This window comes from Vibrio sp. HENC-03, from assembly GCF_000305755.2.
GTDB classification, from domain to species: Bacteria; Pseudomonadota; Gammaproteobacteria; order Enterobacterales; family Vibrionaceae; genus Vibrio; species Vibrio owensii.
Genome location: NZ_JH976049.1, coordinates 188,931 through 202,317 on the forward strand (window position 1 = coordinate 188,931; position 13,387 = coordinate 202,317).

12 protein-coding genes are annotated in these 13,387 nt (G+C 44.9%); 10 read left to right on the forward strand and 2 right to left on the reverse strand.

Going from position 1 to position 13,387, the window contains the following annotated elements; genetic code table 11:
• The first annotated feature begins 463 nt into the window (after window positions 1-463).
• The 8 genes from VCHENC03_RS23495 (at window position 464) to VCHENC03_RS23465 (ending at window position 9,850) form a co-directional block, all read left to right on the forward strand.
• Window positions 464-1,651: a MalY/PatB family protein gene (locus VCHENC03_RS23495; RefSeq protein ID WP_009704366.1), complete on the forward strand. Its 1,188-nt coding sequence runs from the start codon at window positions 464-466 to the stop codon at window positions 1,649-1,651.
• A 257-nt stretch (window positions 1,652-1,908) separates the two neighbouring features.
• Complete coding sequence (locus VCHENC03_RS23490) at window positions 1,909-3,528, forward strand: ATP-binding protein (protein ID WP_009704367.1); 1,620 nt, start codon at window positions 1,909-1,911, stop codon at window positions 3,526-3,528.
• The gene (locus VCHENC03_RS23485; protein ID WP_009704368.1) at window positions 3,525-4,211 is read left to right on the forward strand and encodes a response regulator; all 687 of its coding nucleotides are present in this window, start codon (window positions 3,525-3,527) and stop codon (window positions 4,209-4,211) included. The genes VCHENC03_RS23490 and VCHENC03_RS23485 overlap by 4 nt, the downstream gene beginning before the upstream one ends.
• 617 nt (window positions 4,212-4,828) lie before the next feature.
• Window positions 4,829-6,331 carry a glucose-6-phosphate dehydrogenase gene (gene zwf, locus VCHENC03_RS23480; protein WP_009704369.1) on the forward strand — a complete coding sequence of 501 codons (1,503 nt, stop codon included), beginning with the start codon at window positions 4,829-4,831 and terminating at the stop codon, window positions 6,329-6,331.
• Window positions 6,328-7,044 carry a 6-phosphogluconolactonase gene (gene pgl / locus VCHENC03_RS23475; RefSeq protein ID WP_009704370.1) on the forward strand — a complete coding sequence of 239 codons (717 nt, stop codon included), beginning with the start codon at window positions 6,328-6,330 and terminating at the stop codon, window positions 7,042-7,044. Before zwf ends, pgl begins: the two co-directional genes overlap by 4 nt.
• A gap of 40 nt (window positions 7,045-7,084) precedes the next feature.
• Window positions 7,085-8,533: a decarboxylating NADP(+)-dependent phosphogluconate dehydrogenase gene (gene gnd, locus VCHENC03_RS23470; RefSeq protein WP_005442184.1), complete on the forward strand. Its 1,449-nt coding sequence runs from the start codon at window positions 7,085-7,087 to the stop codon at window positions 8,531-8,533.
• A gap of 236 nt (window positions 8,534-8,769) precedes the next feature.
• Window positions 8,770-9,309, forward strand: coding sequence for a hypothetical protein (locus VCHENC03_RS27915; protein ID WP_032801985.1), 540 nt, complete (start codon window positions 8,770-8,772; stop codon window positions 9,307-9,309).
• A 7-nt stretch (window positions 9,310-9,316) separates the two neighbouring features.
• Window positions 9,317-9,850, forward strand: coding sequence for a hypothetical protein (locus VCHENC03_RS23465; RefSeq protein WP_009704371.1), 534 nt, complete (start codon window positions 9,317-9,319; stop codon window positions 9,848-9,850).
• Between the two features lie 14 nt (window positions 9,851-9,864).
• Here the strand turns inward: VCHENC03_RS23465 and VCHENC03_RS0125285 are convergent, their stop codons facing one another.
• The gene (locus VCHENC03_RS0125285; RefSeq protein ID WP_032801987.1) at window positions 9,865-10,071 is read right to left on the reverse strand and encodes a hypothetical protein; all 207 of its coding nucleotides are present in this window, start codon (window positions 10,069-10,071) and stop codon (window positions 9,865-9,867) included.
• Between the two features lie 271 nt (window positions 10,072-10,342).
• On the opposite strand from VCHENC03_RS0125285, the gene VCHENC03_RS23460 reads away from it, so the two are divergent.
• Window positions 10,343-11,863 (forward strand): DUF1254 domain-containing protein, encoded by a 1,521-nt coding sequence (locus VCHENC03_RS23460; protein ID WP_009704372.1) that lies wholly within the window; start codon window positions 10,343-10,345, stop codon window positions 11,861-11,863.
• A 99-nt stretch (window positions 11,864-11,962) separates the two neighbouring features.
• On the opposite strand, the gene VCHENC03_RS23455 is transcribed toward VCHENC03_RS23460, so the two are convergent.
• Window positions 11,963-12,865, reverse strand: a complete 903-nt coding sequence (locus VCHENC03_RS23455) for a LysR family transcriptional regulator (RefSeq protein ID WP_009704373.1) — start codon at window positions 12,863-12,865, stop codon at window positions 11,963-11,965.
• 342 nt (window positions 12,866-13,207) lie between these two features.
• On the opposite strand from VCHENC03_RS23455, the gene VCHENC03_RS27680 reads away from it, so the two are divergent.
• A complete protein-coding gene (locus VCHENC03_RS27680) occupies window positions 13,208-13,345 on the forward strand; it encodes a hypothetical protein (protein WP_009704374.1) in 138 nt (45 codons plus the stop codon).
• The last annotated feature ends 42 nt before the right edge of the window (window positions 13,346-13,387 follow it).

The following is a 13,387-nucleotide window of genomic DNA, read 5'->3' on the forward strand; positions in this document are numbered from 1 at the left end:
ATCAATGTGTCTTCAAACTTTCTGACGCAAGTGCTGAGCGTTAAATAGACTTCCAGTTGGCTGCTTTCTTTGTTCGAAGCTCTAGGAGGCTTCTTGACTAAAAATTATACGACGGAAAGTCTAAAAACGCCTCAAAAACCGCTAAATTTGGTGTGATCACGTTCAAGATTTGGATGGCAATTTATGTATGATGTTGAATAAATAACAACATTATTTTGCTAGCGATATGATTTGTTTTTGATATTTCACGGCGGCTATAAATTGAGCGTTGAGGCTGCGGTTAAACGCTCCGTGATTCAAAGTGACAAAGATACCGAGTTGGGCAGTTTCACCAACTTGAAAACGTTGCTGTTTTTTGCGGAGAGTCAGAGTTTTAATCAACGATGGCCGCTAGATTAGACTCAAGTTATCCCATTGCATTTCTTCGCTTCTCTCATTTTTAAGCGCTAAAGGTACCAACTTCATGACCACGAATTCTTATAATTTCACCACAACGTTAGATCGAAAAAACAGCTTTGCTGCCAAGACAAACCACCAGATAGTTAAAGATTTTTTAGGGGTAAATTATTACGATGACACCATTTCCCTTTGGGTAGCGGATATGGATTTTGAGTGCGCACCAGCAATTACTCGCGCACTGACTAACCGAGCGATGCAAGGCACTTTGGGTTATACGCAACAGACTGAACCTTATTATGACAGCGTCATCAATTGGTATGGCCGACGTCATAATATGTCGATTGAGCAGGATTGGATTGTGTACAGTGCCGGAACCGTTTCTGCGGTTCGTAATGTGATTCGAGCCTTCAGTAAAGAAGGGGAAGGCGTCATTATTCAGCCTCCGGTGTACTATCCGTTCCAATTACAGATTCAAGAGACCAACCGAGAAGTCGTGCGAAACCATCTGATTAAAGATCAGAACAATCAATACAGCATCGATTTGGTGGACTTTGAAGAAAAGTGCAAAGACCCGAACAACAAGATCTTTATTTACTGCAACCCGCATAACCCGACGGGCAATATTTGGTCTGAGGAAGTCACGCAGTCTCTTCTCAAGATTTGTGCAGACAACGATGTGCTGTTTTTCTCGGACGAAATACACGCGGATTTGATTCGCAAAGACAGCTCGTTTACCTCTGCCCTTAACCTGGAACACAGTGAAAATACCATCATCGCAACGGCGGTAAACAAAACGTTTAACGTCGCCGGACTGCATATTACGAACTTGGTTATCAAGAACGCATCGCATAGGGAGACATTGAACAACTACACAGGAAAGGTAGGCATGTCTCCGTTTGCGTTGGACGCGACAATTGCTGCATTCAACGAAGAAGAGCAGTGGGTGGAAGAGGTCAATAACGTCATCGACACGAATTTGGCTTTAATGGCGTCTTTCATCAAGCAACGCATTCCAAAAATCCAATTCTATGTCCCTGAAGCGACTTATCTGGCGTGGTTAGATTTCTCTGAGTTTGGGTTAGAAGAAGCCGACTTGCTTAATCTACTGGCTGATGAAGCGCACTTGGTTCTAGAAGGTGGCAGCATGTTTGGCGAAATGGGACGAGGCTTTATTCGTATGAATGTGGCTTGTCCGACTGCAGTGATTGAGGAAGCACTGGATCGTTTAGAGCGCGTTTTTGCTTCTCGATAAAACCAACAAGGTCAGGTGAGATACATGAGCGCCTGACCGCTTATCTTTCTGTTTCTGCGTCCTATTTCGTCAACTTTTTCTCTCACTTTTGAAGTGCTTGTGCTTCTGCTCGCTTAGTTATTAATCGGAAACACACGAGATCATTTCGTTCGTTCACAGATTTGTCATTTAGTAAAAGCCTCATTGTTAACTCAGTGTTAATTTAGAACGAGTCTCCACAGTGACGTGGAATGTTCGCAACGGTAAGGGATGTATCAATGAGTTGGAGTTCGATCAGCTTTCGTAAGCGCATGCTCATTATTATGACGTTATCGGGTTTGATTGAACTTCTTATCCTTGTGGCTGCGGGCTTTACTTACCTTAAATTCGATCAAGAACAAGAGATGGGAGAGAAAGCGCTAGGTGTCGCACGTTTCTTATCGACATCCCACATCGTCATCGAGATGATCGAATCTCAAAAACCTGACCCATACCAACAGCGATTTCGTGAAATGACCGATGCGTTAGGTGCTGCGTTTATTGTTATCGGCGATAAAAATGGCGTACGTCTGATTCACCCCGTCGACGAACGTATTGGTAAGCCGATGAAAGGCGGTGATAACCAAAGAGCGCTGGTGGAAGGTAAGTCATACATCTCGACAGCTCAAGGATCGTTGGGTTATTCCGTTCGTGGTAAAGCGGCGGTTTTTGACCAGCAAGGCAACATTATTGGGGTGGTTTCTGTCGGTTATCTCTTGGAGCGCCTGCAAGACCGCATCGAGCCGTTTCTTGCTTTTCTAATTGTAATGGCATTGGTTGTGGTTGCAGCCAATGCTGTGGTCTCTAACTATGCGTCACGTAAGTTCCAACGAGCGATCATGGGCTTTGAGCCGGAAGAGATTGGTCGCTTATACGGTGAATTGGATGTGACTATGAGCACCATTAAAGAAGGGGTGCTCAGTGTTGATGCACAAGGTGTATTACGCTCAATCAACCGTAGCGCATGCCAAATTCTGGGTATTGAACGAGAAACCGCGCTCAACAAACCGTTGACCGATACGCTGCGAGATAGCGATTTGTATACGGTGTTAGAAACAGGACAAGAAGATCACGACATCGAGATCTTCCTCAATCACAAACGCTTAATTGCAAACCGTTCACCGATCTTTGTGGATGGTAAAATCGTCGGTGCCGTATCGAGCTTCCGTTTGCGTGATGAAATCAACGAACTCACTGAGCAACTTTCGCAAACCAAAGAGTACGCGGATTTGCTTCGCTCACAAACGCATGAGCACAGAAACAAACTCAACACCATTAGCGGCTTGGTTCAAATGGGTGAGCTAGAAGCGGTGCAGCAGCTTATTGGACAAGAGACTGCGCATTACCAAGCGATGATTGAGTTCTTGCGAGACACCATTAAAGATCCGCTTATCGCTGGCATGCTTTTAGGCAAAACAGAACGTGCACGGGAGCTTGGTTTGCAGCTGGTGGTCGAAGAAGGCAGTCGCTTAGAGCCGCTACCAGAATGGCTCAACGCCGAAGATTTGGTGACCATTCTCGGCAACCTTGTCGATAACGCATTTGACGCAACTTTGTCTGCTATTCGTGTTGAATCTGCGTTTGCGTTAGAGCGTCGCAGCATTGATGTTTCGATCAGTGATTACGGAAACGAAGTGATTTTAGAGGTGGTCGACCAAGGTTGTGGGCTACCGGAAAACATTGAGCCACAAGAGCTCTTGAAAAAGGGCATTTCAACCAAGTCTCGCCAGAATCGAGGGGTAGGATTACACCTTGTGAATCAACTGGCGACGCGTTATCACGGTTATGTTGAGATGCTACCAAATACAGAACATGGAACGAGAATTACCGTGTATTTGCCTAAGGAAGAACAAGTATGAATACGGCAACGCGAGTCATGATCATCGAGGATGATATTGCCATTGCAGAGCTTCACCACAAGTATCTGAGCCAACTCTCCGGTTTGGAAGTGGTGGGCATTGCAACGACACGGATGGAAGCAGAAATGCAGCTAGAGATCCTTAAACCAGACCTGTTACTAATGGATGTTTATCTGCCAGACGGGACGGGCTTGGAGATCCTCAATACGCTGCGCTCGAACAATCAAACTTGTGACGTGATTTTAATTACCGCGGCGAGGGATGTGGACACGCTTCAACAAGCGATGCGAGGCGGGGTCGTTGATTATTTACTCAAGCCCGTCATGTTCCCTCGACTAGAGGCGGCATTGCAAAAGTACATCTCTCAACGACAACAGTTGAACGTGGCAGAAAGCTTAGACCAGAACTTGGTTGATAAGATGCTGCAATCAAACACAGGATCAGACAACACGCCACAACGCTTACCAAAAGGAATCGATGGCGTAACTTTAGACAAGATTCGTGCTTTGTTTGTTGGAGAAGGCATGTATACGGCGGACGAAGCAGGCGAGCAGATAGGTGCCAGCCGAACAACGGCCAGACGTTATCTTGAATACCTGATCAGTTCGGGTGAACTGGAAGCCGACTTAAACTACGGCACAGTAGGGCGACCAGAGCGCAGTTATAAAAAAGTGATAAGGTAATCATTGTCGTTTTAACTCATAAAGTGGTGGCTTTTATCTAGCCATCCTTTCATTTCTAAGTATTAACTACTACCTCTCTACCTGCTTCCCGATAGAACGCTCGGTTATAATTCATTAAGTATCATTCTCAACGAGTTGCGAATTGAGGAGTAAACTCCACCTGAATCGCATTACTTATGTAATGGATTGCAAATTTGAACATTTATTCTTCAATTTAGAGTTTTTGCTTAAATTTTATAACTCTCGAAAGGTTATTGATTACTTCTTATTATTCAATGCTTTGGTGTATATCGTGTAAATTATTTAAACGTTTGCACCACCAAGTGTTGATGTAAATCAAATAGTCGTAGACAATACGCCCCCGTGTCGGAAATCTCCTCCGCAGAGTGCAAGGTTGTACTCGAGAGACATAAGCGTTCTAAACGACCTACAAATGTTGAAATCCAGACTATGTTTAAGGAGCTCAGCAGTTGCAGTGATTTGGGACTATAGGCTTTACCTATCAACGTAATAGGTAAGACCAATTTTCTATTTTGGGGTGCCATTGATAGGGTTGGCTCAATCCTTTTAGCCGTATCCGGGCACACAATAAGTACCTCGTTTTTAAGGGAAAGATGATGGTAATACCAGAAAACAGCAGCATCGTTATTTTTGGTGCTTCAGGCGACCTTACATACCGTAAGTTAATTCCTGCTCTATACCACCTCTATGCGAACAAACAGCTTCCAGAGAATTTTGCTATTCTTGGCGTAAGTCGTACTGAATACAGCGACGATTCTTACCGCGAAAAGCTGAAAAAATCGCTTCAGGAAATGGAGAAAACTGAGCCAGAAACGCTTAATGCATTTATCAACCACCTGCATTACCAAGCAATCAATACTTCTGACACACAAGATTACAGCAAGTTGGCGACTCGTTTAGACCAACTAGCAGACGAATACCAATTCGAACAACGTAATACGCTTTTCTATCTTGCGACGCCACCAAGCCTCTACAGCGTGATCCCTGCAAGCCTTGCAGCACACGGTCTGAACAACGAGGACGATGGTTGGAAACGCCTGATCATCGAGAAACCTTTTGGTTACGATCTTGAATCAGCGCGTACGTTGGACAAAGAAATCCACGAGCACTTCCAAGAGCATCAAATCTACCGTATCGACCACTACCTAGGTAAAGAAACGGTTCAAAACCTTCTTGTACTTCGTTTCTCTAACGCTATGTTTGAGCCATTGTGGAACCGTAACTTCATTGATTACGTGGAAATCACAGGCGCAGAATTCTTAGGCGTAGAAGAGCGTGGCGGTTACTACGATGGTTCAGGTGCGGTTCGCGACATGTTCCAAAACCACTTGCTACAAGTATTGGCAATGGTTGGTATGGAGCCACCTGCACAAATCAATGCTGACGCGATGCGTGATGAAGTCGTGAAAGTGCTTCAGTGTCTTAAGCCACTGGATGAAGATGCACTTCGCAACGACCTTGTATTGGGTCAGTACACGGCGTCTGAAGTTCGTGGTCAACAACTTCCTGGTTACCGTGAAGAGAACGGCGTAGCAGACGATTCTCGTACTGAGACATACATCGGCCTGAAAGCTTACATCAACAACTGGCGTTGGAATGGCGTGCCTTTCTACGTGCGTACAGGTAAGCGTTTACCGACTCGCGTTACTGAGGTGGTTATCCACTTTAAACAGACACCACACCCAGTGTTTGGTCAAAACGCACCAGAGAACAAGCTGATTATTCGTATTCAGCCAGACGAAGGCATCCAAATGAGCTTTGGTCTGAAAGAGCCGGGCGCAGGCTTTAAAGCGAAGGAAGTGAAAATGAACTTCCACTACGCTGACCTGCAAGAAACCCAAATGCTGACTGCTTATGAGCGTCTACTTCTTGATGCCCTAAACGGTGATGCAACGCTATTTGCTCGTAGCGATGCGGTTGAAGCGTGTTGGAAATACGTGCAACCAATTCTAGATTTCAAGCAAGACCCACAAGCGCTATTCGGATACGCATGTGGTACATGGGGACCAAAAGAAGCGGACGACTTGCTACAGCGAGCTAACCGCGCATGGCGCTTCCCTTGTAAAAACCTAACAGATACGGACTACTGCGAACTATGATCAACCATAAGATCTACCAAACAGCAGAGCAGGTAGTAGAAAGCCTTGCTAACGACATGAAAGCGTTTAGCGAAATGGGCCGACCTGTTCACATCTCTCTTTCTGGCGGCAGCACACCTAAAATGCTGTTTAAGCTATTGGCAACAGAAGCTTACGCGGCGTCAATTCAGTGGCAAAACCTGCACTTCTGGTGGGGTGATGAGCGCTGTGTTGCTCCTGATGATGCAGAAAGCAACTACGGTGAAGCAAATACGCTACTATTTAGCCAAGTAAGCATTCCTGCTGAGAATATCCACCGCATTCGTGGTGAAGACGAGCCAGAAGTTGAAGCACAACGCTTTGCGAAAGAGATGGCAGAAGTGATTCCAACTGAAAATGGCACTCCTGTGTTTGATTGGATCTTGCTTGGTGTTGGCGCAGACGGTCATACCGCATCGCTGTTCCCAGGTCAGACAAACTACGATGATGAGAACCTATCAGTATTGGCGTCTCATCCTGAGTCTGGTCAGATTCGTGTATCGAAAACGGCACGTGTACTAGAAGCAGCGAAGCGCATCAGTTACTTGGTACTTGGCGCTGGTAAAGCAGACATTATCGAAGAGATTAACAGCTCACCAGCACGCGTACTTCCATATCCGGCAGCGAAGATCCAAGCGAAAGCGGGTCTGACGGAATGGTATTTAGATTTAGACGCAGCGGCAAAAATCGCTTAATGCGGCCGCTGGTCGAATAAAAGACAATTGGAGAGAAACAATGAAAGGTGATATCGGTGTAATCGGCCTTGCTGTAATGGGTCAAAACCTTATCCTAAACATGAACGACCACGGCTTTAAAGTTGTGGCTCACAACCGTACTGCTGCGAAAGTAGACGAGTTCCTGGAAGGTCCAGCGAAAGGCACAAACATCATCGGTGCATACTCTCTAGAAGAACTAGTAGAGAAGCTAGAAACACCACGTAAAGTGATGCTTATGGTTCGTGCAGGTGACGTTGTTGACACGTTCATTGACAACCTAATTCCGCTTCTAGACGAAGGCGACATCATTATCGACGGTGGTAACACTAACTACCCAGATACAAACCGTCGCGTAGCACATTGCCGTGAGAAAGGCATTCACTTCATCGGTACTGGTGTATCTGGTGGTGAAGAAGGTGCACGTTTTGGTCCTTCAATCATGCCTGGCGGCGCGGCTGAAGCTTGGGAAGCGGTTAAGCCAATCTTCCAAGGTATCTCTGCAAAAACTGACGCTGGCGAGCCATGTTGTGACTGGGTTGGTAACGACGGTGCTGGTCACTTCGTTAAGATGGTACACAACGGTATCGAATACGGCGACATGCAGCTTATCACTGAAGCTTACCAGTTCATGAAAGACGGTCTTGGTATGTCTGCAGACGAGATGCAAGCAGTATTCGCTGATTGGAACAAGACTGAGCTAGACAGCTACCTTGTTGAAATCACTGCTGACATCCTTGGCTACAAAGATGAAGACGGCGAGCCTCTAGTTGAGAAGATCCTAGACACAGCAGGCCAAAAAGGTACTGGTAAATGGACTGGTATCAACGCACTAGACCTAGGCATTCCACTAACGCTTATCTCTGAGTCTGTATTCTCTCGTTGTCTATCTGCACTGAAAGACCAACGTGTTGAAGCTGAATCTCTATTCGGTAAGACAATCACTCCAGTTGAAGGCGACAAGCAAGAGTGGGTTGATGCACTACGTCAAGCGCTACTAGCTTCTAAGATCATCTCTTACGCTCAAGGCTTCATGCTAATGCGCGAAGCGTCTAACGAAAACGGTTGGGACCTAAACTACGGTAACGTAGCTCTAATGTGGCGTGGTGGTTGTATCATCCGTTCTGCATTCCTAGGCAACATCCGTGATGCGTACGAAGCGAACCCAGACATCGCATTCCTTGGTTCTGACGAGTACTTCAAAAACATCCTACAAGGCAGCCTAGCAGCATGGCGTAAAGTAGCAGCGAAATCTCTAGAGTCTGGTATCCCAATGCCATGTACGATTTCTGCGCTATCTTTCCTAGACGGTTACACAACAGCTCGTCTACCAGCGAACCTGCTTCAAGCTCAACGTGACTACTTCGGTGCTCACACTTACGAGCGTATTGACCGTCCACGTGGTGAATTCTTCCACACTAACTGGACTGGTACAGGCGGCGACACAGCGTCTACAACGTACGACGTTTAATCCGCAGTCAGTAAACGGATAAAAGCAAAAGGATGCCCAAGTGGCATCCTTTTTTATTACCTGCAATTCATGAGAGAGATACTACTAAAACTAACAGTTTCACAATGATTTGAAGTCAAACGCAGTTCTTACAAATGGGAGAGCATGCTTTCGCGATAAGTTTAATATTCCTTTCCGAAGAGTGAAGCTAAGCCGCTCTCTGGCGCCCCCTCAACTACAAGGTCACGATAATAGATATGACACAACAGAAGCATCCATTTCATCCAGTTCTTGCGTCGCTTATGTTCATATTGTTGATCATCTATGCCATTTATCGCCTTTATCATCATTTCGCTTTCGAATCTCTAACGCTTCAGTTCAGTAGTGATTTTCAAGTGGTCTACATTGATGCGTCATATGTTTTAAGTATCGCAAGCTTACTCTTATGTCCCATATTATTGGTTTATCTTTTATTTGATCGAATGACACTGTTAGTCAAAGTGCCGATTCAATTGATAACCATAGCAGTTGTCTTGTCCCTTATCGTTGCTATTCCAATTCAAGTTTTTGAATTTTGGCGATTGAAGTATATTGCAGAAAATAATGGTTACTCAGCGTGCCCACCTTTCACAATCGCGTCCAGCGGAATGACGATAGAAGCAATGGTAAAAAATGAGAGGCTTTGCTCGGATGCCGAGATCAATCGCATTGCTATGTATGGCTATTTTCACGAATTAGAAAGGGTTGATAAGTTATTAAAGACACGTGAAAGAGCATCAGGCTCTAATAGGGAATAGTAGGGCAATGGATGATATGCCAAGCATAAAAAAAGTTAGCCTGGTCGCTCTTGTTATCAGCTTGATTACATGTGGCATTGCTTTTACGTTGCTCAGTGATCATTTCGAATCTCTAAGCTTACAGGTTCAATTAGCTAAGCAATATCAAATAATCTACATTAATACGCGCTATGTAATCGTTATTGGCGCTAGTATCACTATTCTTGTAAGTTGTGTTTATGCCATATACAAAGCAAAGATAGGCAAAGCCGTGTCGACGGCATTAAGTCGTTCGCTTGAAGTTATGTTGTTGTCAGCAATAGCTCTAGCGTGGCCCGCTTCTCTTATAGAGCAAGAAAGATTAATTTCACTCGCGACAGGTCAAGGCTACTATGAATGCCCGTTATTTTCTTTAGCATCGAGTAAGCCGAGCATTGAGGTAATGGTCAGAGAGCCTGAGCTATGTCGAGATGAGACGATGTTGACTATGACAGAAGACGGCAACTTATATCAGCTGGATGAAATAAATGCTTATCTAAAGTCTAGAAGCATTGTTCATTAGCACTCAAAGAGCGCCTAAGCGCTCTTTTCTTTTACATTGCCTTTTGGGTGATGGCCGAATCTGTCATTCAAGTAGAGAAGAGCACTGACGAAGAGAGCCACAACGGAAACCGTAAAGAGGGCATACATACTTAATACCCAAGCGAATGTGGCTGTCAGAAAGGCAATGAAGGAAAACATTCTGCTGAATGACATCACATGACCTAATTTTTTACTTTTCATAACGCCTCCCAGAGCTGAGTGGGTAGAGCCAGAGTGCTTTCACTCCGCATTTGTATTGTCTCTTTTTTGCTCAGAAGATACCCAAAAAGTAGGCTAAATATTTCTCAAAAAAGATTAAATATTGACCTGATAGACAGTTTTTAATCGCCAATTGTTGTGAGTTTCATTGCATAGCGTTTTGGACAGCATTTTTGATTCTGTTGAGCGTCAAAAATGATTTTTATCTTTGACTAAAGTAAATGCATCCCAACTGAAAACGCAGGAAACTCTTATGTTAAAGACTCAACTTAAACGTGTCGCATTGATTACTAGCCTATTGGTTTCATCATCAGTGATGGCAAGCACAGGCGCTTACAACACTGACATTCCATCAAGCATCATGACACCTGATAAGGTTGAAACCAGCATTGGTACTCTGAATTTCAAGGATGGCGTGCCAAGCCAACAAACCATGGATACGCTGTACAACAATCTCGATACCATGCGTGCGACAGAAGTGTTTATGAACGCGATTCCTATGGCCTCTATGGAAGCGTTGAGAGTCGGGCATGAGAAGATGGGGCTAACCAGTTCAAATCAGGTGATGCTGTTTGATGATCTGATGGATTCAAACCCTCTATTTTTAACGGGTAACACAGACACGGTTTACGCATCGGCGTTTCTTGATTTAGAACGTGATGGTCCAACGGTTGTGGAAATCCCGCCGGGCATGGGGCCAACTACAGTCAACGATGCCTTCTTCCGTTTTGTGACTGATATGGGCGTTGTAGGTCCAGATAAAGGTCAGGGTGGTAAATACCTTATCTTGCCACCAAACTACGACGGTCCAGTGCCTGAGGGGTACCATGTTTCGCAATCGACAAGTTACACCAACTGGTTTATTGCGCGTGGCTTCCTGAAAGATGGTAAGACGGATGCAGCGGTCAACTCATACCACACCGGTTTGAAGATTTACCCACTGGCGAAGAAGGGTGAACAACCTAAGATGGAATTCATCTCAGGTAGTGGTAAGTCTTTCAATACTATCCATGCGAACGACGACCATTTCTATGATGAAATCAAAACGGTGATCGACAAAGAGCCGATTGAATTCATCGACCCAGAAATGCGTGGTTTGATTGCGACTATCGGTATTCAGAAGGGCCAGCCATTTGCACCGGATGCTCGCATGCAAAAGATCCTTGAAGATGGTGCTGCGATTGGTAATGCAACGGCGCGTGCACTGATGTTCAACCCACGCACCGAGAATGCATATATTTGGAACGACCGTAACTGGAAGACCGCATTCATTGGCAATGATTACCAGTGGCTAATTGAAGAAGGGAACGGTGGGCGAAACCTAGATGCACGTACCTATTTCTTCTACATGGCAACGGTTAACACGCCTGCAATGGCATTGAAGATGGTCGGTAAAGGGTCTAAGTACGCGATTGTCGATAAGTCTGCACAAGGCGAGTACTTTGATGGCGGCAAGAATTACAAACTGACGATTCCTGCCAATGTGCCGGCGAAGAACTTCTGGTCTGTGGTGGCTTACGATACGCAAACACGTTCGGAGCTACAAACGAGTCAACCGTTCCCAAGTAAGAACGACAAACGTGATGAGATGATTGAGAACTCAGATGGCTCGATTGATTTGTACTTTGGCCCGAAAGCTCCAAAAGGCAAAGAAGCAAACTGGATTCAAACCGTACCTAACAAAGGCTGGTTCACCATCTTGCGTGTATATGGTCCACTAGAACCTTGGTACGACGGTACTTGGAAGCCAAGTGATATCACCGAGGTCAAATAAGATAAGAGCTTAAGTCCTAGAAGCTGAAGAAGTAAGCCGACCTGTTTATTGGTCGGCTTTTTTGTATTCGTTGACGATGTGGCAATTGAATTTAGTGGTTTATCTAAGCGCTCTTTTAATAAAGGCTTCTACTTGAGCAATGATTGGATGTTGGTAGAAGGCACGATGGTACTGGATACCAACGTCAAACATCATAGGTTTGCCTTCTAACTTCAAAGGCAATCGACGAATACCTGCAGGCAGCTCTTGGTCATCGATATACATGCCAACAAATACATACGGGCTGACTTTGACGCAATCTAGCGCAGCACTCATAGAGGAGACAGTCAGTTTTTGTTCTAGATTCACGCCAGTTAACTTACGCATTCGCTCGTAATAAGCGCTCACATCGAGCGATCCCATTGAGACGCGCACCGTATCTAGGTTCTCCATATCGCTTAGCTCAATTTCTTGCTGTTGACTGAGTGGGTGTTGATCATTGACGTAAGCGAAAATGGGCACTGAGCTGACTTTGCGTTCGACCATCCTTTCATTGAGTTCATTCGGAAAACCACCAATACCAATCGCGACAGCACCACGTTTGGGGTTTTCTATGCTTTCAATCGACCAATCAATAAAGGCGATCTTAGGCTTTTGCTCTTCTGTTGTGAGGGCGGTGACCAAAGGAATCGTCAACATGGCAGAAAGAGGATTGATAATGCTGAATAGGTATTCGTTAGCATGCTGATTCGCATTGTAGCTTTGTGCCAGTTGCGGTATCTGCTCAAGCTGTTCTAACGGCTCGCTTATTGCTTCACATAGCTGCTGGCAAAGGAGAGTGGGGGTGTAGAAGCCTTTCTCTGCATTGAACAGTTCGTTATCAAATCGCTGGCGACATTCGGCGAGCTGTCGAGTAAAAGTCGCTTTGCTGATGTCGAGGGTGTGACACACTTTCGCTTGCGTTTTTTGCTGGCTGAGCAGATAAAGAAAGCGATACAAATTTAAATCAATGGTATTTTTCACGAAGTAAGCGCCTCAAAACATTGAGCTTTAAGTATCAACGCCTCTCATCCTCTGTTCCAATAAAATCTGCATCATTTTTTTCTTTTGTGACATAGAGTTAGCTCGTAAGGGTATGGTGTATTAATACTGATATCGAAACTAAGATTACGTAAAAGATGAAAAACAGTGTTAGGTAAGCCCTTGATCTCCTCCTATAATTAGCATGCATATGGAGGATGTTTAGTAGACAAACATCCTCTATTTTTTGAAACCTACAACAAGGAACCGGCATAAGTCGTTTTTGCTGGTGTTGTTTACATTTACCAAGAAGGTGATTTAACACTATTAATTGAGGTTCTTACGATGACTCTTAACAAGTACTTTGTTTTCATTCCGGCAGATATGGATCAGGAAACGCACAAGGAACAGAAAGTGAATTCTGAAACGGAAACTCAACGTCAGGCATTAGTAAAACAGGCGCAGCAAGAAGGCGGACTGTAAGGCTAGGTTTCAAAATAAGAAGAGCACCCCAAGAGGTGCTCT